The 21,408-nt window shown below is 31.1% G+C and carries 20 protein-coding genes; 19 read left to right on the top strand and 1 reads right to left on the bottom strand.

Annotation, left to right across the window (positions count from 1 at the left end; translation table 11 throughout):
• The first annotated feature begins 51 nt into the window (after positions 1–51).
• The 19 genes from KQI18_RS01835 (at position 52) to KQI18_RS01755 (ending at position 20,195) form a co-directional block, all read left to right on the top strand.
• On the top strand, positions 52–723 hold the full coding sequence (locus KQI18_RS01835) for an ABC transporter ATP-binding protein (RefSeq protein WP_216465835.1): 672 nt from the start codon (positions 52–54) through the stop codon (positions 721–723).
• Complete coding sequence (locus KQI18_RS01830) at positions 720–3,182, top strand: ABC transporter permease (RefSeq protein WP_216465833.1); 2,463 nt, start codon at positions 720–722, stop codon at positions 3,180–3,182. Before KQI18_RS01835 ends, KQI18_RS01830 begins: the two co-directional genes overlap by 4 nt.
• A 236-nt stretch (positions 3,183–3,418) precedes the next feature.
• A complete protein-coding gene (locus KQI18_RS14095) occupies positions 3,419–3,667 on the top strand; it encodes a hypothetical protein (RefSeq protein WP_236887596.1) in 249 nt (82 codons plus the stop codon).
• Positions 3,657–3,878 (top strand): substrate-binding domain-containing protein, encoded by a 222-nt coding sequence (locus KQI18_RS14090; RefSeq protein ID WP_236887595.1) that lies wholly within the window; start codon positions 3,657–3,659, stop codon positions 3,876–3,878. The genes KQI18_RS14095 and KQI18_RS14090 overlap by 11 nt, the downstream gene beginning before the upstream one ends.
• 10 nt (positions 3,879–3,888) lie before the next feature.
• Positions 3,889–4,683 (top strand): ABC transporter permease, encoded by a 795-nt coding sequence (locus tag KQI18_RS01820; protein WP_216465827.1) that lies wholly within the window; start codon positions 3,889–3,891, stop codon positions 4,681–4,683.
• Positions 4,677–5,372, top strand: a complete 696-nt coding sequence (locus KQI18_RS01815) for an ABC transporter ATP-binding protein (protein ID WP_216465825.1) — start codon at positions 4,677–4,679, stop codon at positions 5,370–5,372. The genes KQI18_RS01820 and KQI18_RS01815 overlap by 7 nt, the downstream gene beginning before the upstream one ends.
• Positions 5,359–5,901 carry a hypothetical protein gene (locus tag KQI18_RS01810; RefSeq protein WP_236887594.1) on the top strand — a complete coding sequence of 181 codons (543 nt, stop codon included), beginning with the start codon at positions 5,359–5,361 and terminating at the stop codon, positions 5,899–5,901. The genes KQI18_RS01815 and KQI18_RS01810 overlap by 14 nt, the downstream gene beginning before the upstream one ends.
• Complete coding sequence (locus KQI18_RS14085) at positions 5,885–6,091, top strand: hypothetical protein (protein WP_236887593.1); 207 nt, start codon at positions 5,885–5,887, stop codon at positions 6,089–6,091. Before KQI18_RS01810 ends, KQI18_RS14085 begins: the two co-directional genes overlap by 17 nt.
• A 444-nt stretch (positions 6,092–6,535) precedes the next feature.
• A complete protein-coding gene (locus KQI18_RS01805; protein ID WP_216465820.1) occupies positions 6,536–7,282 on the top strand; it encodes a polysaccharide deacetylase family protein in 747 nt (248 codons plus the stop codon).
• Between the two features lie 90 nt (positions 7,283–7,372).
• Complete coding sequence (locus KQI18_RS14410) at positions 7,373–8,626, top strand: M16 family metallopeptidase (protein ID WP_216465811.1); 1,254 nt, start codon at positions 7,373–7,375, stop codon at positions 8,624–8,626.
• 23 nt (positions 8,627–8,649) lie between these two features.
• Positions 8,650–8,895, top strand: a complete 246-nt coding sequence (locus tag KQI18_RS01795) for a YlmC/YmxH family sporulation protein (RefSeq protein ID WP_216465809.1) — start codon at positions 8,650–8,652, stop codon at positions 8,893–8,895.
• A gap of 9 nt (positions 8,896–8,904) precedes the next feature.
• Entirely contained in the window at positions 8,905–10,119 is a 1,215-nt protein-coding gene (gene dapG, locus KQI18_RS01790; RefSeq protein WP_216465805.1) for an aspartate kinase, read from the top strand.
• A gap of 81 nt (positions 10,120–10,200) precedes the next feature.
• Positions 10,201–10,920, top strand: coding sequence for a ClpP family protease (locus tag KQI18_RS01785; protein WP_216465803.1), 720 nt, complete (start codon positions 10,201–10,203; stop codon positions 10,918–10,920).
• A gap of 140 nt (positions 10,921–11,060) precedes the next feature.
• A complete protein-coding gene (locus KQI18_RS01780; RefSeq protein WP_216465801.1) occupies positions 11,061–13,499 on the top strand; it encodes an FtsK/SpoIIIE family DNA translocase in 2,439 nt (812 codons plus the stop codon).
• Complete coding sequence (mnmH, locus tag KQI18_RS01775) at positions 13,500–14,555, top strand: tRNA 2-selenouridine(34) synthase MnmH (RefSeq protein ID WP_216465799.1); 1,056 nt, start codon at positions 13,500–13,502, stop codon at positions 14,553–14,555.
• Between the two features lie 30 nt (positions 14,556–14,585).
• Positions 14,586–15,128 (top strand): CDP-diacylglycerol--glycerol-3-phosphate 3-phosphatidyltransferase, encoded by a 543-nt coding sequence (pgsA, locus tag KQI18_RS01770; RefSeq protein ID WP_216465797.1) that lies wholly within the window; start codon positions 14,586–14,588, stop codon positions 15,126–15,128.
• Between the two features lie 347 nt (positions 15,129–15,475).
• The gene (gene recA / locus KQI18_RS01765; protein ID WP_216465795.1) at positions 15,476–16,528 is read left to right on the top strand and encodes a recombinase RecA; all 1,053 of its coding nucleotides are present in this window, start codon (positions 15,476–15,478) and stop codon (positions 16,526–16,528) included.
• Between the two features lie 233 nt (positions 16,529–16,761).
• Positions 16,762–18,300, top strand: coding sequence for a ribonuclease Y (gene rny, locus KQI18_RS01760; protein ID WP_216465789.1), 1,539 nt, complete (start codon positions 16,762–16,764; stop codon positions 18,298–18,300).
• 110 nt (positions 18,301–18,410) lie between these two features.
• The gene (locus tag KQI18_RS01755; protein WP_216465782.1) at positions 18,411–20,195 is read left to right on the top strand and encodes a UvrD-helicase domain-containing protein; all 1,785 of its coding nucleotides are present in this window, start codon (positions 18,411–18,413) and stop codon (positions 20,193–20,195) included.
• A 311-nt stretch (positions 20,196–20,506) separates the two neighbouring features.
• Here the strand turns inward: KQI18_RS01755 and KQI18_RS01750 are convergent, their stop codons facing one another.
• Entirely contained in the window at positions 20,507–21,331 is an 825-nt protein-coding gene (locus tag KQI18_RS01750) for an undecaprenyl-diphosphate phosphatase (RefSeq protein ID WP_216465780.1), read from the bottom strand.
• Between the last annotated feature and the right edge of the window lie 77 nt (positions 21,332–21,408).

The raw sequence follows: 21,408 nt of genomic DNA, 5'->3' as shown, positions 1-21,408 counted from the left end.
AGAATTCCTTAGTAAACTAAAATATATAAAAGGACTGAAGGGGGAATATATATGGGTGGTATATTAGAAGCAAGAGATTTAGCAAAACATTATGGATCTGGTGAGAGTTTAGTAAAAGCTATAGATGGCACAAACCTAATAGTGAAAGAAGGTGAATTTATAGCTATTGTTGGTAGATCTGGATCTGGGAAAAGTACACTTCTTCATATGATTGGAGGACTCGATAGACCAGATACAGGTAAGGTATTTATCGCAGGAGAAGATATTTATAAATTAAAAGATGAAAAACTTGCAGTGTTTAGAAGAAGAGGGATAGGTTTTATTTTTCAAAGTTATAACCTAATACCATCGCTTAATGTTTGGGAGAATATTGTTCTTCCGATTGGTCTTGATGGAAATAAAGTCGATGAAAATTTTGTGATGGAGATCATAAGAAGTGTCGGTATGGAAGATAAACTAAAAGCACTTCCAAATACTTTATCTGGTGGTCAGCAGCAAAGAGTAGCAATTGCCAGAGCTTTGGCTTCTAAACCAGCTATAATACTTGCAGATGAACCTACAGGTAATCTAGATTCTAAGACTGAAATGGAAGTTATAACACTCTTAAAATCTTGTGTTACTAAGTATGGCCAAACTTTAGTACTTATTACTCATGATGAGAGCATAGCTCAGATGTCAGATAGGATTGTAGTGATAGAAGATGGTAAGGTGGTGAGTGCATGAAGACAGTAACTAAAACAGCGCTTGCTAATTTAAAGCAGAATAAAGGACGTAATATACTTTCTGGAATTGCTATAGCACTTACAACAATTCTTTTGCTTTCGACTATGACGTTTGGACTTGGCATGGTTAGACTTCAAGCAGCAGCAGTAAATAAGTTATATCCAACATGGCATATAATGTACAGAGATATGCCAGAGCACAAAGTGGATACATTAAAAAATCATGTTAACATAGAAACCTTAGGTAAAAGAATAGATGTTGGAGAAGTCTTTTTAAAAGACAGTAATGTTATATTTCTAAATATAGATAAAAACACTGAGACGTTAAATAAAGTAAAGCTTAAATCTGGTAAAATGCCAACAGATAAAAATGAAATTGTTGTTACTGAGGGGCTAATAAAAAAATTAGGTAATAATGTAAACGTTGGGGATACAGTATCTATTCCTTATCAAGTATATGAAAAAGACGGTCTTGGACTTGAGAAACAAGGTAAGTTTAAAATATCAGGAATAGAAAAAAATGAAAATGAAAAAACAGATGAGAAAATGTTTGTAGCTTATACATCGGATGCCTTTGTTAAAGAGAATATACCACTAAATCAGCGAAATTATAGGGTTATGTTTAGGATAGCAGATGCAGATAAAATGACAACAGAAAACATCGAAACACTTGCAAAGGAGATAGCAGGGAATTTTGGGGTTAAAGATGGAGATGTAGTTATAAACTCTGAGTATCTTTGGGCAAACTATGTAGATCCCGCAATGTACTCTGGTATAGCAATAATAACTTTAGTTATTGTAGCTGCTGGTATTTTAACTATATATAGCATCCATTATGTATCTAATATTCAAAAGATACAGGAGTTTGGCAAGCTTAAAGCTTTAGGAGCTACAAAAAAACAGATTAAAAATATAATACTGAAAGAAGGACTCTTAGTTACGTGTTTTGCTGTACCTATTGGTCTGATAGTCGGTTATATAATAAGTAATGTGTTTTTTAAATACTTTGTTACTTCAGTAAGTACAGAGAATGCTCTAAGCAAAATTATGATTAAGATTATAAATGATGGATCGATATCTCTATTCAATATATATATATTGCTGTTAACAGTAATTGTAACTTTTATAACTGTATATATATCACTTATAAAACCTATGATTACAGCAGGAAAGATATCTCCAGTAGAGGCTATGAGGTATGGTGGCGATGAAAAGACAAAAGCTAAGATAAGAAAAGGTACAAAAGAAATAACTATAGGTAGTTTGACCAAAGCAAATTTATCACGAAACAAAAAGAGAACTATTATAACTGTATTTACATTAGGAGCAACCGGGATACTTTTCATGGTAGTAATGACTGTGTTATCTTGTGCGAATCCAAAGCAAATGGCGAGAGAAGAGATTTTGTTTGATCACAGTATACAAATAGAATCTTCAAATAACGATAAAATGCGACCAGAGTTAAGTTGGGATAATATACAAAAAAATAATCCGCTAAATGAAGAATTCGAAAAACAAATTCTAGATATAGATGGTGTTAAAGAGATAAAAAAGACAAAATCGTTAGATGCGACACTGGATGATTTTAAAGAAGATGGAAAGAATTATCAAGTTTCTGTAGTAGGGTACGAAGATAGTTTTGCGAAACAATTTGAAAAGAATCAAGTTGAAGGTAAGATTAAATATGAAGATCTAAAAAATGGCGATACTATAATGCTGTCAAATCGGTTAACAAAATGGTTTCCGGATATTAAAGTTGGAGATATGCTAAACCTTACAGTCTCTATAGATGGAAAAAAAGTAAAGAAAGCTTTTAAAGTTGGCTCGTTAGTTGATTTATCATTTGCTTATCCTGGAAGCATTGTAATTCCGAGTTCAGTTATAGATAATATGGCTGATAATAATATTACAAATAGTTATGAGATTATAGCTGAAAAAGGTAAGAGTAAATCTATCGAAAATAGATTAAAATCTTTGGTTAAAGATCAAGAGGTGCTAAGATACACTGGATATAATGAAAAAGTAGAATTATGGGAAAATACAATAGCAATTATGTCAAAAGTATGTTATGCGTTTATGATTATAATTGCTGGTGTAGGTGTAATGAATCTGATTAATACTATGATTAACAGTGTGTATACTAGAAGACGTGAGCTTGGAATAATGCAAGCTATTGGTCTTTCAGATAAACAACTTTTAAAAATGTTTCAGATGGAAGGTATGTTTTATACAGTTGGAACTTTGGTAATTACATTGGGTCTAGGTAATATTGCAGGTTATGCAATGTTTTTATATGCAAAAGAAAATCATATTCTTAATATAAAAATTTATAATTATCCTTTGATTCCTACATTAATACTTATAATAACTGTAATACTAATACAATTTATGCTTACATATGCCATCAGTAGAAATTTTAAAAAGCAGAGTTTGATAGATAGAGTGAGATTCTCTGAATAAAATATTCAAAATTAATTTATGAATACTTATATATTCGATTAGTTAATACAAATACCCTATATAATAGATAGAATACTATTTATCTATTATATAGGGCTTTTTTTAAAAAGTTCAAAACGAGTAAAATATAACAAAATATAATAAAACATAACAAAACATGACGAAAAACTTAGACATCGTTTTCACATTATGGTATACTAAAAATGCATTTATATCAAATTTAAGGGGGATTTAATATGTTAAAAAAGATTACAGCAATAGCTTTATCTGTATTTTTATCTGTGGGAGCTACTGCATGTAGTTCAAATAAGAATAATGAAAGTGACAAGCAAAAAACTGATTCATTTATTCAAAAAGATGCTGATGCAAAAGATAATGAAAAGCAAGAGACACTTTTTGTATATTCTGGAGCAGGGCTTAAAAAGCCAATGGATGAAATAGCCCAAAAATTTGGGAAGGAAAATAATGTGAAAATTGAATGTTGATGCTACTGTAGCAACAAAAGATTCAGTATTCGGAAATGAAGATGTTGAAGTAATAGAAATAGATCCTAATAAAAACATTGACCAAATTATCTCAGGCGGAACAGTTACATACAGTGAGAAGAAAGACTTAGCTCAGAAACTTATCGATTATATAGCTTCTAATGAAGGCAAACAAATTTTCAAAAAATATGGTTTCGAACCAGTTAAGTAGTGAGTAAATTTTGAAGAATAAATTTTTTAATATAATTTTAACTGGATTTTTTATAATAGTTTTATTATTTATTGTATCACCACTAGCAATGCTTATAATAAGAGGTTTAAGTTATGTACCAGTATGTTTAAAGTCAGAGGAAGTACAGTTTGCAATAGTTTTGAGTATGAAAACTTCTTTTATATCTACATTAATTTGTTTAATGTTAGCATTGCCAACATCGTATTTTTTACATATTAAAGATATTCCATTTAAAAAGTTAATAGTTCAGATCATAAATTTACCTATGTCGCTTCCGCACTTGGTTTCTGGTATAGCTTTATTATTGCTATTTGGAAAAATGGGAATAGGAAATGAAATTTATAAACTATTTAAGCTAGACTTTATATTTACCAAACAAGGGATAATTCTAGCTCAAGTATTTGTTAATTTACCTCTAACAGTAAAAATTTTAAATACCGCGCTTTGTGAGAGTAATGATAAAATGGTGTTTGTAGCTCGCACTTTGGGATGTAATAGCTGGCAGGCATTTAAATACATAACTCTTCCTAACTTGAGAATGGGAGTAATATCTGCAACAGTAATGACTTGGTCTAGAGCTCTTGGTGAATTTGGAGCAGTTGCTATGATTGCTGGATCAACGCGTATGAAAACTGAAATTATCCCGACATCTATTTATCTAAATATGTCAACTGGAGATGTTGATTTAGCAGTTGGAATTGCAGTTATTCTGATTATTATATCTCTAAGTTGTATGACAGTTTTTGAAGTATTATTTAATAGGGGGGTTGAAGAAAAATGTTAAAAATTGAAAATTTGTCACTGAATCTCCCTTTATTTAAGCTTGATAATATTAATTTAAGTATTGAAGACCATGAATATTTTGTGCTTTTAGGGTCTAGTGGATCGGGGAAAACTCTTTTTCTAGAAAGTTTAGCAGGAAGATACAAAAACTCAAAAGGAAAAATTATTTACAATAATTTAAATGTTACTAACTTAGAGCCCGAGAATAGAAATATAGGATTTGTATATCAAAACTTTGAACTATTTCCTAATTTAAGCGTTGAAGAGAATATAAAGTTTCCACTTAAACTTAGAAATATAAAAGAAAATACTCAGAATGAAAAAGTAAGTAAATTATTAGATTTACTAAAAATCTCAGACCTTAGAAAAAGAAGCATCAAAAACTTAAGTGGTGGTGAGAAACAGCGGGTTGCATTTGCAAGGGCATTAATATTTGAACCAGATATTCTTTTACTAGATGAACCAATGAGCTCTCTAGATTATATTACTAAAAAACATGTAAGTATTATACTTAAAAAATTATATACAGAGTACAAACCAATAGTAATTCATGTGACCCACGATATATCTGAAGCTATATATTTTGCTGATAGTATTGGCATAATGAAAAATGGAAAAATAGAGAATGTATTTAAAATAGACGATGATATCAAACAGAAGGGGGAGGCATTTTTTTATGAATATATTTGATACACTTAAAGATTATCTCAGCAAAGAATCTGAGGAGCATAATTTAGACCTAGACAAGGTAAGCATAGTATCTAAATCATTGTCTCCAACAGAAGCAATAGGAGATACATGGCGAAAAGATTATCCAATACTAATAGGTAAAGAAATAATGCTAGAAGCAGATTTCAAAGGTGCAAAAGGACAAGCATTTACTTCGACACCTACGATGTTTGAAGGTTCTTTAAAAGAAGTACTTTCTTTTGATCTAAATGAAAATCCTTATAACCTAAGCCTTTTTATAGCATCTCTAAATGCTGTTATGAGGCATTTAGATAAAACAGATAGAACTATTCACTGTAAAAACAATGAACCTGAAGAATGTGCAAAGAATTTCCCAATCTTTATAAAAAGTAAATTTGAAAATCCTAGAGTAGCTATAGTTGGATATCAGCCAGCTATAATTGACAATATGAAGAATTTTTTCAAGACAAGGGTGTTGGATTTAAACCCAGACTTTGTGGGGACTATACAATATGATGTTAAAATTTGAGGATGGAATAAAAGACTATAAAGATGTTGTAGAATGGGCAGATGTGATAATTTGTACGGGTAGCACATTATGTAACCACTCTATCGTAAATTTTTTATTTTTAGAAAAACCAGTTTATTTTTATGGAACTACAATTGCAGGCGCATCTGAAATACTTGGATTGGATAGACTTTGTTTCTGTAGCAAATAGTATATGAAGGCAATAATTTTTTCAATAAATTTTTAGAATAAAGCATAATAAGACTCGATAAATAACTGTAATAATCAACGCCAGAGAGTAAGGATTCTCTGGCATTGATTATTACAGTTTTTACATTATTTACAATTCAAATATAAAATAATATAATACAAATAAGCATTATGCATTTGTATGTGAGCGGGATACAAAAGAAAAAATAAAGCGTTAATCGCAGAAACAAGCTGTGAAACAATAAAAGCTCGGATAGCATGTCTAAAGATACAAATAAAGTATGCATTTGTATTGGATATGTTTTCTGAGTTTTTTACAATATAAAATATTTATGTTTGTATGCATTTTATAATTAGTCAATGTAGCAAATCATATCATAAAAACACTTGTCTATTAATAGTATTAAATAGGAAATAAATTTGTCCATAGATAGGAGGAGTATTTATGATGATGGTAGTGCTCACAAAGAAGAAGCTAAAAAAAATTTTAGCAATTATCTTAGTAGTGATTTTGGCCATATCAGGTGTTGTTTTTTTGTTTAACAAAGACGGGAAATCTGTTTTTAGACTTTTAGATCCAAATACACCATATGAAAGGGGGAATAAGAAAGATAGTGGATATGTTGCACTTACGTGCAATATAGACTTAGGTTGGGAGACTGAGTACATAGAAGGTATAATGGAGGCTCTTAAAAAAGAAGATGTAAAGATTACTTTTAATGTTACAGGAAAGTGGGCGGAAAAAAATAAAGATGAGCTCCTTAAAATTAAAAAAGCTGGACATGAGATAGGAAATCATGGATATGAACATTTAAATTACTCTACATTATCGTATGATAATAATCTGAAGCAAATAAGCACTTCTAAAAAAATTATAGAGGATATTATAGGTGAAAAAACTAAGTTTTTCCAAGCACCAGCAGGTTCTTTTGGAGATGATACCGTAAAAGCGGCTAAAAAGCTAGGTTATATACCTTTTAAGTGGGATGCGGACACAATTGACTGGAAGTATAGAGAACAACCAGATATAATAGTAGATAGAATAAAAGGTAAGGATCTCAAAGATGGAAGTATAATACTTATGCATCCAACAAAGGCGACTACTGAATGTATAGGTGATATAATTAAAATAGTTAAAGATAAAGGACTTAAACCGGGAAGACTTAGTGATGTTTTTAAAATTGAGTCTTAAATAAAATAAAACTAAGAAAATTTACAGCGAAGTGATATTTATAAAACTCTATGTATTTTTTGGCTAGATTATAAATTTTGGAGGAATGTAGTGTATAAAGTAAAGACATTAAAAAATGGGCTAACAATAATAGGAGAGGAAATACCATATTTGAGATCTGTTAGTATGGGAGTATGGGTTAATGTGGGATCTCGTATGGAAAGTTCTTCGACCAGTGGGACATCTCATTTTATAGAACATATATTATTTAAGGGAACAAAAAATAGAACAGCAAAAGAGCTGGTTAGCGAAATAGATAATATAGGTGGGCAAATTAACGCCTTTACCAGTAAGGAGTGTACATGTTTCTATGTAAAACTACTAGATGAACATATAGACCTAGGTCTAGATATTTTAAGTGACATGATATTAAATTCTACTTTTGACAAAGAAGAAATTAAAAAAGAAAGATCTATAATTATTGAAGAACTCAAAATGTATGAAGATTCACCTGATGATTTATCCTACGATCTGTTAATCGAAAATATATACAAAGATCATAGTTTAGGAATGAATATAATAGGTACTGAAGATTCTTTAAATAACATGACACGAGAATCAATACTTGAGTACTTCAATAAATACTATGTGCCAAATAATACTGTAATTTCTATATCTGGTAACTTTGATTTTGATAAGATTGTTTTAGATATACAAGAAAAATTTATTGATTGGGAAAAAAAGGATTTAGAGATAGAATTTACTAAAGCTCATTTTAATCCTTGTTTTGTTACAAAGAATAAAGATACGGAGCAAGTAAATCTTTCTCTTTGCTTAAAAGGAATTCCGATGGAAGATGATGAAGGCAGTTATGCAATATCAGTTGTAAACAATATATTTGGCTCAAGCATTAGTTCGAGACTTTTTCAGAAGATTAGAGAAGATAGAGGGTTAGTTTATTCAATCTATTCATCTCAAACTCTTTACAGAAGGTGTGGGGAATTAGGAATTTTTTCAAGCATGAGTAAAGAAAATGTGGGTGAAGTATACAAACTTATACTGGCAGAAATTGAGGATTTAAAAACAAATTATATCACTGAAGAAGAACTTGAATTCAGCAAAGAACAGCTGAAGGGAAGCTATATATTGGATTTAGAGAGTACAAGTAGTCGAATGATGATGATAGGGAGATCTATGCTCCTTAATAAAAAAGTAAAAACTACAGATGAAATACTAGATAGTATTAATAGAGTCAACTTAACTACAGTCAAAAATGTCATAGATAGAGTCTTTGACGTAGCAAACAAAGGAATTTGTTTAGTTGGAAGAGATGTGGAAGAGATTGACTGCTTAGATGAAATTTAAAGATAATCTGTGGAGGGGTATTTATGAACTTATCTGAAATAGCAGGTAAAGAGATAGTTAACTTGGTAACTGGAGAGAGATTAGGTATAATAGGAGAGTGTGATCTGATTTTAGATGAGACAACAGGGAGCATTTTAGCTCTATTAATACCTCAAGAAAGAGGATTTTTTAGTAGAAGAAGAAATGACTTATTTCTTGAAGTGCCGTGGAGAAATGTTAAAAAAATCGGAAACGACATGATTATTATAGAACACGAAGGTCATATTTAGGAGGACAATATGGGAATTTTGGTGCAGAAATTTGGTGGGACATCAGTTGAATCGTATGAAAAAATGGCAAAGATTTGCGATATAGTAAAAACACAAAAAGATAAAGGGCTTGATTTGGTACTAGTTGTATCAGCTATGGGGAGAAAAGGTGCTCCATATGCAACTGATACACTTATAAGTCTTTGTAATGAGATTAATCCAAACCCTTCAAAAAGAGAAATGGATATTATAATGTCTTGTGGCGAAATGATATCTGGTACAATACTTGTAAATATGCTTATTGGCAAGGGAATAAATGCTGAGTTTTTAACTGGACAACAGGCCGGTATTTTGACTACAGATATTTATTCAGATGCTAGAATAAAATACATTAATCCTAGTAGGATAAAACAAGCTCTAAAACAAAATAAAGTTGTTGTTATAGCAGGATTCCAAGGTGTGACGGATGAAGGTGAAATTACTACACTTGGTAGAGGTGGAAGTGATACATCAGCGGTTGCAATAGGAAAAGCATTAGAATGTGATACAGTAGAAATTTACACAGATGTGGATGGTATAATGACTGCAGATCCTAGAATAGAGCCAGAAGCTAAGATATTAGATTTTATAGATTATGAAGAAGTATTCCAAATGGCGGACAAAGGTGCTAAAGTAATACATCCAAGAGCAGTTCAGCTGGCGAAGAGTGGTAATATAACATTAGCAATAAAAAACGCAATGAATCCAACATACAAAGGTACTAAGATTGGATATATGGTTAGCTACACTTCTGATGTGGATGCTTATGAAGAAGAGAATGAACTTAAAGTAGCTGTTGCTCATAAAGACAATATAGCACAAGTAAAGATAAAGACTGAAGAAGAAAAATTTACAGAAGTTATGGATGAGATTGTAAATAAAAATATAAGTATTGATATGATAAATTTCTTTATAAAGGAGAAGACTTTTGTTATTGATGAAGTAAATATAGAAGAATTAAAAGTTGTACTAGATAGTTTTGATCTTGATTATAAGATTTTAAGAGATTGCGCTAAAGTAACTCTTATAGGATCTAAGATAGTTGCAGTACCTGGTATAATGTCTAAAATAGTAAGAGGTTTATCAAAAGATGGAATTTCATTACTTCAGACATCTGATTCACATATGACAATTTCATGTTTGGTGCATAGAGATGATATGAAAAGGGCAGTACACGCTATTCACCATGAGTTTTATATAAAATAAACAAAATGCTCCTATAAGTAGATATATTTAACGATTTTGGTAAAACTAAGTTAAAATATTTATTTGATAGGAGCATTTGTTATGGAGAATTATAAAAATAATTTTAACGAAGATGAATCCGGAGATACTTCAGTAGATGAAAGTTTGGATAATGTAAAAGAACTTGGGAGGCCAAATGATTTGCCAGAAACTAGTAAAGATATTGAATGCATTACAATTATCGGTGAGATAGAAGGGCACTATATGAATAATCCTCAAAAAAAGGCGACGAAATATGAACATCTAATACCACTTCTTTACGCAATTGAAGAAAGTCAAGATACAAAAGGAGTTCTTGTAATTTTAAATACAATGGGTGGAGATATTGAGGCAGGACTTGCACTTGCGGAATTAATTAACAGTCTATCAAAAAAAGTCGTATCTTTAGTGCTGGGAGGAAGTCATAGTATTGGGGTACCATTGGCGACTGCAGGAGATTATTCTTTTATAGCTCCAACAGCAACTATGGTAATTCACCCAGTAAGAACTACAGGATTGGTAATTGGCGTTAATGAAACATTTGAATATTTTAAAAAGATGCAAGAGAGGATTACACAGTTTATCACTAGAACCTCAAGTATTAAGAAAAAGGATGTAGAAAAATTAATGCATTCTAGAGATGAGTTAGTAAGTGATGTTGGTAGTGTACTTATCGGTAAAGAGGCAGTTGAGTACGGTCTTATCAATGAAGTTGGAGGACTTAAAGATGCTATAAATAAACTAAGAGAGTTGATTGAAGAAGATGAGGATAAAGATTACTAAATTGTTACGAAATCAAATAAGTTTGTTTATTTTAGATACTTTATGCTATAATTATGTAAGCAAAACAGAGGTGTTAGTGTTTAGACATTAGCACTTTTTGTTTTTAAGCCTTTAACATGTAAAATGGGGAGTGATTTTTTATGGCCACTAACACTAAAAAGAAGAAAAAGAAAAAAAAGAAGGGCAGTAAGTTAGGCTTTAACTCTGAATACCATAATCTAATTACAATATTTATAGGGATTTTTCTTTTATATAGTTTAAATTCTAATACAAATGGATGGCTTCCATCAGTGATGCAGGGTTTATTTAAAGGTCTATTTGGTGGACTTTCTATAGTTATTCCATTTTTATTTATCCTGACTGGGATTTTAGGATTTTTTGATGGTAACGAATACATATACAGATTTAGAAAGACGAAATTATACTATATAGCAATACTGTTTATATTTGTATTTTATGGTTTATTAAATGTCCGTAGTCTACCAGTGGATAGCCCGCTAAAAGCTAATATGATAAGTGATGTTATGGATATGGGAGTAAAGGGTACTGGTTGTGGGCTTATTTCAACTACAATATCCTTTTATATGACTAAAGTATTTGGAGTATTTGGAGCATGGCTTATAAGTTTATTTGCGCTGATAATATCAGCATTATTTATTTTTAATATATCAATAAAAGATATGATAAATGGACTAAAGATAATGTCAAAGGATCCAGAAGCTAGCAAAATGAGTTTTAAGGAAAAGATGTCAAATATGAAAAAATCTGCTGTAAATATTATGACAGATGAAGTTGACGAAGCTACAATGCCTGAAAAAACAGGATTTTTCAAGAAGATGTTCTCTAAAAACAAGGATAAAGATGAGCCAATTATAAATGATAGTAATGTAACAGATTCAGATGGCTTAGATGATGTAGATGATAAAACTATAAAAATAGTTGGATTTAATAAGGCTGAAGACGAATACCTTGAAATATTAGAAGGTACTTCTAGTATGCCGGAGTTAGATGTGCTTAAAGAGCTACAAAAGGCTGGAGACAAACCTCAGAGCACTGATGAAAAAACTAATGCGTTTACTACGAATTCAAACAATAAAAAGACTAATGCAGCTGATATCAATATCTTAGATGCTACTCAACCTATGGGTATTGCTAAAACTAACTATGATAACTATAAAAAACCTAGCATAGACCTACTAAACAAGGCTCCTAAGAAAGCTGATGAAAATGGTAAAAAGAGAGTATTAAAAAACGCAGCTCTTTTAGAAAAGACTCTTGCTGATTTCGGAGTTGAAGCTAAAATTAATCAAGTTACTGTTGGACCTACAATAACTAGATATGAGATACAGCCAAGTCCAGGAGTAAAAGTTAGTAAAATAGTTAATCTAACTGATGATATAGCTCTAAGTTTAGCTGCAAAGAGTATAAGGATTGAAGCTCCTATACCAGGTAAGAGCGCAATAGGGATAGAGGTTCCTAATGAAGAGGCTCAAATGGTAACTGCTAGAGAAATATTAGAAAGTGATGAGTTTAATAACTTTAACTCTCCGTTAGCGATGGGACTAGGCAAAGACGTAGCTGGTAATATAATAATAGGGGATATAGGCAAGATGCCTCACCTTTTAATAGCAGGATCTACTGGATCAGGTAAAAGTGTGTGTGTAAATACGCTAATAAGTAGTATACTTTATAAAGCCAATCCTGATGAAGTTAAATTACTTCTAATAGATCCAAAAGTTGTTGAGCTTGCCAACTACAACGGTATACCACATTTGCTAATACCTGTTGTTACAGATCCTAAGAAAGCGGCAAATGCACTTAATTGGGCAGTTGTAGAAATGAATAGAAGATATAAATTATTTGCTGAAAACCAAGTAAAAGATATAAGTGGATACAATGAAAAAATAACTGATGATAAACTACCTAAGATAGTAATAATAATAGACGAGCTTGCAGATTTAATGATGGCGAGTGCAAATGATGTTGAAGATTATATCTGTAGATTAGCTCAAATGGCAAGGGCAGCTGGAATGCACTTAATTGTTGCAACACAAAGACCATCAGTGGACGTAATTACTGGTGTTATTAAAGCAAATATTCCATCTAGAATAGCTTTTGCTGTTTCTTCTCAAACAGATTCAAGAACTATACTAGATACCGGAGGAGCTGAGAAACTTCTTGGAAAGGGAGATATGTTATTCTACCCTTTAGGTGCTTCAAAGCCAGTTAGACTTCAAGGGGCTTTTATTTCTGAAGGAGAGTCAGAAAGAGTTATAGACTTCGTGAAAGATCAAGTAAAAGACGAAGTTCAGTATGAAGAAGAAATAATAGAAACAATTTCTAAGGTCACTACTTCTAAAACGGATGATGAAGATGAATTTCTACATGAGGCTATCGAGCTTGTTGTAGATAGCGGTCAAGCATCAGCATCTATGTTACAAAGAAGGTTTAAAATAGGATTTAACAGAGCAGCTAGACTTATAGACTCAATGCAAGAAAGAGGCATAGTCGGTCAAAGTGAAGGAAGCAAACCTAGAAAAGTATTAATAAGTAAAGAGGATTTAGAAGGTGAAAATTAAATGACAGTAGAGATTGAAGAAGCTCTAAACTTAGAAAAGGTAATTTTTATAGATGTTAGAACAGAGAGTGAGTACGAAGAGGATCATATATTAAATGCTATAAATATGCCATTATTTATGAATGATGAGCATAAAGAAGTCGGAACTATATACAAGATGCTGGGAAAGCATGAAGCCATTCAGAAAGGTTTTGATTACGTATCTTATAAACTTAAAGATATGTATTTAGAGCTTTCTAAGCTTGCAAATGAATATGACAATATGGTCGTATACTGTGCAAGAGGCGGAATGAGGAGTGGAAGTATTACAAATGTTATCTCATCACTGGGTATAAATGTTTACCAATTAGAGGGTGGATACAAATCGTACAGAAACTTTGTGCTAGATTATTTTAAGATAGCCATGGATAAAAAGAAACTAATATCCGTACACGGACTTACGGGTGTAGGAAAAACAGATTTACTTCATATGTTAGAAGATAAAGGTATAGACGTATTAGATCTTGAAGGTTTAGCTAAAAACAGTGGATCAATATTTGGCTTTATAACTTTTGATGTTAAATCTCCGTCTCAAAAAATGTTTGAGACGGAAATATTTGAAAAATTTTATTTTTCAAAAGAAGATTTAATATTTGTTGAAAGTGAAAGTAAACGAGTTGGTCATAATTCCGTTCCAAACGAGATATATGAATCTATGGTCGGTGATTGTTACCATATAATACTAGAAGTTAATCTGAAAAATAGAGTAGAAAGATTGTGCAGAGATTATATTTATTCTAAAAATGAGGAAAATATAGATGATCTTAAAGAATGTATAAATAAGTTTAGGAAGAGACTTAGCAACAAAGTTATCGATGAATATCTTGAACTTTTAGACACTAAAAAGTACGAAGAGGTAGTGGAGAGGTACTTAATAGAATATTACGATCCACTTTATATGCATTCAATAGAAAAATATGAATACGATGAGGTTGTAAGTTTTGATGATGAGACTAAAGCCTTAGATAAGGTTTTAGATTACTACAATCGATTACTTATTAATCAAAAAGAAAATTAAGATATTATTGTAAATTGAGGAGATGTTTGTATGAACTTACCCAATAAGTTAACTCTATTTAGAATATTGCTGATACCAATATTAGTATTACTTATGTTACTAAATATTCCAAATGGATTTCTTATTTCGTGCGTTATATTTATAATTGCATCGGTTACAGATGCGCTAGATGGATATATAGCTAGAAGAGACAATTTAATTACCGACTTTGGAAAATTTATGGACCCTCTTGCTGACAAGTTATTAGTTATATCAGTACTTATATGTATGGTTGAAGTAGGTCTTGTTAGAAGTTGGATGGTTATAATAATAGTTGCAAGAGAGCTTACTGTTAGTATTCTAAGAGCTATAGCTGCGGCTGACGGAAAAGTAATAGCTGCGGGATCAAGTGGAAAACTTAAAACTATAACTCAAATGGTTTCTATAGCAATTCTGCTTTTAGGAGCTCACTTCTATAATATATATCTACTTAAATTTGGTGATGTTCTTATACTAATAGCAACATTGCTTACTCTATATTCTGGAGGAGAGTATTTGTACAAGAATAGGGGATTATTTATGGATAGCAAATAGATTACAATTAAAAATGTAATTACACTAGATAATAGACTAGCAATTATATTTAATAATAAAAAAAATAAGTTATTTAAATGGGCATGTAATGGTTTTCTAACCTCATGCCTATTTTCTATTTTATGAATATTGCGTTCGTTTAATAATCTAATAAAATTTATTTTTATTGATAGAAATTACATGTTTAGCGAGAGGCAAAAATGTTAATAAATAAGATATGGAATGTAAAAATAAAAAATTAGGAGTAATGCATTTTTTAAATTGACTCTATTAATATTATGATATATAATTAATATACGACAAAGAACAAATGTTTGATTTTATATATATGAAGGGATGGTATTGAGATGAGCGTTGATCAAGAAAAATTAAAAGCCTTAAATGAGGCGTTGGGGAAAATTGAAAAAGACTTTGGTAAAGGATCTGTAATGAAACTTGGAGAAGCCACTTCAATGTCTATAGATGTTATACCTACAGGAGCTTTAGGGCTTGATATAGCTGTAGGTATCGGTGGACTTCCAAGAGGAAGAATAGTTGAAATATATGGACCAGAATCATCAGGTAAAACGACTGTAGCACTTCATAGTGTTGCAGAAGCACAAAAAAATGGCGGGATCGCAGCTTTCATAGATGCAGAGCATGCACTTGATCCAGTTTACGCAAAGGCACTTGGTGTTGATGTAGACAACCTTATAATTTCACAACCTGACACTGGAGAGCAAGCACTAGAGATAGCTGAGGCGCTTATAAGAAGTGGTGCTATAGATATTATAGTAGTAGACTCAGTTGCGGCTCTTGTTCCAAAGGCAGAGATAGATGGGGATATGGGAGATTCTCATGTGGGCCTTCAAGCTAGACTTATGTCTCAAGCTCTTAGAAAATTAACTGGTTCTATCAAAAAATCTAACTGTGTAGCAATATTTATAAACCAACTTAGAGAAAAAGTTGGAATTATGTTTGGAAATCCTGAGACAACAACTGGAGGACGTGCTCTTAAGTTCTATTCATCAGTTAGACTTGATGTTAGAAGAATCGACAGTATCAAGCAAGGAGATAAAATAATAGGAAACAGAACTAGAGTAAAAGTTGTTAAAAATAAAGTTGCCCCTCCATTTAAACAAGCTGAGTTCGATATAATGTACGGAGAAGGTATCTCTAAGGTAGGAGATCTACTTGATATAGCAGCTAACATAGATATAGTTAAAAAATCTGGTTCATGGTATAACTATGAAGATACAAAACTTGGACAAGGTAGAGAAAATGTTAAAAAATTCTTAGACGACAACCAAGATTTAGCTGATGAAATAAATGCAAAAGTCAGAGCGTTCTATGAGTTAGATTCTACTGGTGAAGCAGATGATAAAGAAGAAAATAAAAAGGTAGATGTTGAGCAAGTATAAATTGAGAAATAGACTTAAGAAGATTATATGAAATTAATAGGTAATAAAAGGCATTCCACACTCCTGATTAGCTTGACACAATATAGAAAAGATTATAAAATTAAATGAGGGTAAAATATATAAATTTAATTTAAGAGCATTGTTTTACTATAATTAATGAGGATATTTTTATCAAATTTACGACGTTTTGGTTTACTAAATGACGTTTTAGTTTAATAACTAATGAAAAGGAGGTGGATGTCATAGAGATTGTAATAGGTATTATATGTGCAATTATTGGTATTTTAGCAGGATATATTGTTAGAAAGAACGTATCTGAAGCAAAAGTTGGCCAAGCCGAAAACTTAGCTAAAGAAATAATAGATAAAGCACATCGAGACTCCGAAACGGTACAAAAGGAAAAATTATTAGAAGCGAAAGAAGAGATCCACAAATGGAGATCAGAAGCTGAAAGAGAGAATAAAGAAAGAAGAAACGAAGTACAAAGATATGAAAAAAGAGTAATACAAAAAGAAGAAGTTTTAGATAAGAAATTACAGAACTTAGAAACCAAAGAATCTAATTTAGCAGATAAGCTAAAATTAGCACAAGAAAAAGAAAATGAAGTAGAAGAGATCAAAGCACAGCAACTATCTAAGTTAGAAGGCATATCAGGTATAACATCTGACAGAGCTAAAGAGATAATCTTAAGCAATGCAGAAAGAGATGTTAGACGTGAAATGTCTATGATGATTAAAGAAGTTGAAACGCAGGCAAAAGAAGAAGCAGATAAAAAGTCGAGAGAGATTATTGGATATGCTATTCAAAAATGTGCTGCTGATCATGTGGCAGAGACTACTGTAACAGTAGTAAATCTTCCGAATGACGAGATGAAAGGTAGAATAATTGGTAGAGAAGGTAGAAATATAAGAACCTTAGAGACTCTAACTGGTATAGATCTTATAATAGATGATACTCCAGAAGCAGTAATTTTATCAGGATTTGACCCAATTAGAAGAGAAATTGCAAGAATTGCTCTTGAAAAACTTATAGCAGATGGAAGAATCCACCCTGCTAGAATAGAGGAAATGGTAGAGAAGGCTAAAAAAGAAGTCGACAATATTATCAAAGAATACGGTGAGCAAGCTGCATTTGAAACAGGTGTTCACGGGCTTCATCCAGAAATTATCAGACTCCTTGGAAGACTTAACTACAGAACAAGTTACGGACAAAATGTACTTAAACATTCAATAGAAGTTGCTCATTTAGCAGGTATAATGGCAGCTGAAATAGGTGCTGATGTAAGACTTGCTAAAAGAGCTGGGTTAGTACACGATATAGGCAAGGCTGTTGACCACGAAATGGAAGGTACTCATGTAGAAATAGGTATGGATTTACTTAGAAGATACAAGGAATCTAAAGAGGTAATACATGCTATGAGTACACATCATGGTGACTACGAACCTCAATCAGTAGAAGCTGTTTTAGTAACAGCGGCAGATGCAATATCTGCGGCCAGACCAGGAGCCAGAAGAGAGACTTTAGAAGCTTATATTAAGAGACTAGAAAAGTTAGAAGAAATAGCTAGCTCATATGACGGTGTAGAAAAATCGTATGCTATACAAGCTGGTAGAGAAATCAGAATCATGGTTAAACCAGAAGATGTTAACGATGAAGAATTACACTTATTAGCAAGAGATATGACTAAGAAAATTGAAGAGGAACTTGAGTATCCTGGACAAATAAAAGTAAGCATAATAAGGGAAACTAGAGCAATAGAATATGCTAAATAATTAGAAGTAAAGACCACAATTTATAGATATCATTCTATTTATTGTGGTTTTTTATATAAAAGCTTAGTTTTAATGTTATAATTATTTATAACATAAGGAGGTAGTTATAAGTGATTCAATATGTAGATATAAGATCCCAATTAGATGCCCTAAAGATTAAAGAAATTGAAAAAAGTTTTTTTGAAATATTAGAGTTAGATAAAAATTCTAAGATTATTCCAAAGGTTACTCCTTTTAAAGGGATAAATACTGATTTATTGTATATAAAAGACAATAAACCTTTATTCATAAAATTTGTAGAAACTACTGAAGATATATTCTCAATATTGGAAGAAGAACTGATAGAAGTTATGGACGAGGAATTTGATCTTTTGAAAAATAAAATGAACCTCAATTTTAGAAATATAAGTTATAATTATGTATTCGTCATGCCTTATGTAGAAATTCACGATAGTTTTGGGTTTGATGATTTTGTTAAAAATCATGTTATAGATAAAATTAAGTTTTTACAATTGATAAATGAAGAGGAATCTTTAGATGAATACTTACCAAAAGAGAACAATGAAGTGAGCTTAAATTTATATTTATTAGAAGTTTGCTCAGAGTACTATCTAATAAATGATTCTTTGCATCTAAATGAAAAATTCAAAAAAATTTCTTTTTATAATGATGACTATGAGTATACAGCTACTATGATGGAAGAGAGTCAAATTAAAGATGCTATATCTATAAACTATGGCGACTCTTTAATAGAAGGAGCTTCGGGTACTGGTAAAACATCAATAATGGTTTCTAGAGCCATAAAATTAGCAAAAGTGTATCCACATCATAATTTTCTAATATTTACTCACAATAAGCAGTCATGCAATGAATTAAGAGAACTACTTGAGATACTATATAAGGACAACCACAACTTAGAAGTTCATACATTTGGGTCATTTATATTTAAACTAACTAAAAAATATAGTCTAATACTTGACTATACTATGTTAAAAAATGATTATGAGAAAACATTTAAAAATTTAGTCAAACAAGCTGAAAATATAATAAAAAATAAAAATATGTTCAAAGGAATATTTATAGATGAAGCAGAGTGTTTTGCAGATGATGATATAAAATTTATACAAGAATTTTTGTATAAAACTAAATATATATTCAACATTTATTCATGTGGTTCTTTAAATATCTCAAATAATCTTAATATATTTAAAACTCCATATGAAAACATAGAATTTAATGAAAAGTTATTTTTAACATTTAACTATAGACACACAAAAGATATAGCAGAATTTATAAATAAGTTTGCAGATAACTCAAACAAATTTATAAGAAATTTAAAGAAAAATATAAATCATGATATCTTCTACAAAATGGATGCTATAAGGACTTTGGATAGCTCGGTGGATATAATTAAGGTTAGTGACCTCGATGACCAAATAAGCTCCGTTATTTGGGAAATTGAGTACCTTACAACAAAGCTTGGTATAAAACACGAAGAAATAGCTGTAATATATCCATATAATAAGAAAAAACTGAAAAATGGAAATACAATATACTTTCAGTATATGTTGAAAAAAGCATTTGAGGCATCGGGTATACCGTATATATATGCAGATGAAAATTTGACTAACTTAAGTAAAAAGATGGGGGTTACTCTATCTAATATTTATACTATTAAGAGTCTAGAGTATAAAGCAGCAATCGTTTGTGAGTTGGAGATGCTTTATAACCAAACTATAAACGAAAATGACCAAGAATATCAAATCAATGACTTTGTAGGAGATTTAAACAAGATTTACTTAGCTTTAAGTAGAGCTTCAAACTGTTTAAAAATTGTAACGACATTTAACGAAGAAGGTAGCGATTTGATAAAATTGATTGTTGATTCTAAGTAGAGGGATGTTGTTAAAAGGGCTGTTGATTGTCATAACATTGATACATGATTTGAGGTAGGCTGGCTATCGAACCGCGCCAGACATCTACCACAAATCAAATTCAACATTATGCCAAACAACAGCCCTTTTAACTTCCATGAAATAAAGATAGCCCTTTTAACTTTCAAAAAGAAAAAGGGACAGGTGAAATAGTCGAGCGTAGCGTCGATATAAATATAATTTAATAACAAGCAAGGTACGATTGCTAGATTACATTATATTTATATCGACGTTACGAATTACTACATCACCTGTCTCTTTATAACCAGTTCTTAAAAAATAAAGAAATAAGCCAATACGATTATACCTAATACGATACGGTAATAACCAAATGGTTTGAAGTCGTGTTTTTTGATATAATCCATAAAAAGTTTTATTACCACTACAGAAACTAAGAATGCTACTACTGATCCGATTAGTAGTATAAGCCATTCAAATCCTGTAAAAGCAAATCCAGTTTTCAAAAGCTTTAATGCACTGGCACCTAACATCGTCGGTATTGCCATAAAGAATGAAAACTCAGCGGCTACAAATCTTGAAGTCCCAAGTAAGACAGCTCCTATTATAGTAGATCCAGATCTTGATGTTCCTGGTATAAGTGCTAAACACTGAAATATACCTATTGCAAAAGCCAATTTATATGTAACGTCTTTAAAGTTGTTGTACTTAGGTTTTTTATTTCTACTTTCCAACATTATCATAATTATACCGTACACTATCAGCGCAATTGCTACAACGGTAGAGTTAAAGAATAATGCATCTATTTTGTCTTCAAATAATACTCCTATTATTCCTGATGGAATTATAGCTATTATTACTTTTATCCATAAGTCTATGGTTTCATTTTTCTGTGCAGGTGTCTTCTCCTTATCAAAAGGATTTAATTTTTTAAAGAAAATCAATAATACGGCAAGAATTGAACCAAATTGTATTACTACTAAAAATGTATTTATAAAAGTAGTAGAGAAGTTTAGTTTAATAAACTCATCAACCAATATCATATGCCCTGTACTGCTAACTGGTAACCACTCTGTGATTCCCTGAACGATACCTAAAACAACTGCTTTAAGTATTTCTATTATACTGAATCCTTCCAAATTTTCTACCCCCAATACTTAATTCTAATCTTTTCTTAATAGTCATTATATGCTAAGTTTACTAATTTATAATATCA

Origin of the sequence: Metaclostridioides mangenotii, from assembly GCF_018917235.1 — a bacterium.
Lineage (GTDB): Bacteria > Bacillota > Clostridia > Peptostreptococcales > Peptostreptococcaceae > Metaclostridioides.
This window is presented reverse-complemented; position numbering and strand designations above follow the sequence as displayed.

What these genes read in the sequence shown, in the direction of transcription:
- KQI18_RS01780 (WP_216465801.1), top strand. Translation starts at nt 11,061, where the DNA reads ATGGCCACTAACACTAAAAAGAAGAAAAAGAAAAAAAAGAAGGGCAGT.
- KQI18_RS01815 (WP_216465825.1), top strand. Translation starts at nt 4,677, where the DNA reads ATGTTAAAAATTGAAAATTTGTCACTGAATCTCCCTTTATTTAAGCTT.
- dapG (WP_216465805.1), top strand. Translation starts at nt 8,905, where the DNA reads ATGGGAATTTTGGTGCAGAAATTTGGTGGGACATCAGTTGAATCGTAT.
- KQI18_RS01785 (WP_216465803.1), top strand. Translation starts at nt 10,201, where the DNA reads ATGGAGAATTATAAAAATAATTTTAACGAAGATGAATCCGGAGATACT.
- KQI18_RS01830 (WP_216465833.1), top strand. Translation starts at nt 720, where the DNA reads ATGAAGACAGTAACTAAAACAGCGCTTGCTAATTTAAAGCAGAATAAA.
- KQI18_RS01835 (WP_216465835.1), top strand. Translation starts at nt 52, where the DNA reads ATGGGTGGTATATTAGAAGCAAGAGATTTAGCAAAACATTATGGATCT.
- pgsA (WP_216465797.1), top strand. Translation starts at nt 14,586, where the DNA reads ATGAACTTACCCAATAAGTTAACTCTATTTAGAATATTGCTGATACCA.
- KQI18_RS01810 (WP_236887594.1), top strand. Translation starts at nt 5,359, where the DNA reads ATGAATATATTTGATACACTTAAAGATTATCTCAGCAAAGAATCTGAG.
- KQI18_RS01805 (WP_216465820.1), top strand. Translation starts at nt 6,536, where the DNA reads ATGATGATGGTAGTGCTCACAAAGAAGAAGCTAAAAAAAATTTTAGCA.
- KQI18_RS14085 (WP_236887593.1), top strand. Translation starts at nt 5,885, where the DNA reads ATGATGTTAAAATTTGAGGATGGAATAAAAGACTATAAAGATGTTGTA.
- KQI18_RS01795 (WP_216465809.1), top strand. Translation starts at nt 8,650, where the DNA reads ATGAACTTATCTGAAATAGCAGGTAAAGAGATAGTTAACTTGGTAACT.
- mnmH (WP_216465799.1), top strand. Translation starts at nt 13,500, where the DNA reads ATGACAGTAGAGATTGAAGAAGCTCTAAACTTAGAAAAGGTAATTTTT.
- recA (WP_216465795.1), top strand. Translation starts at nt 15,476, where the DNA reads ATGAGCGTTGATCAAGAAAAATTAAAAGCCTTAAATGAGGCGTTGGGG.
- KQI18_RS14095 (WP_236887596.1), top strand. Translation starts at nt 3,419, where the DNA reads ATGTTAAAAAAGATTACAGCAATAGCTTTATCTGTATTTTTATCTGTG.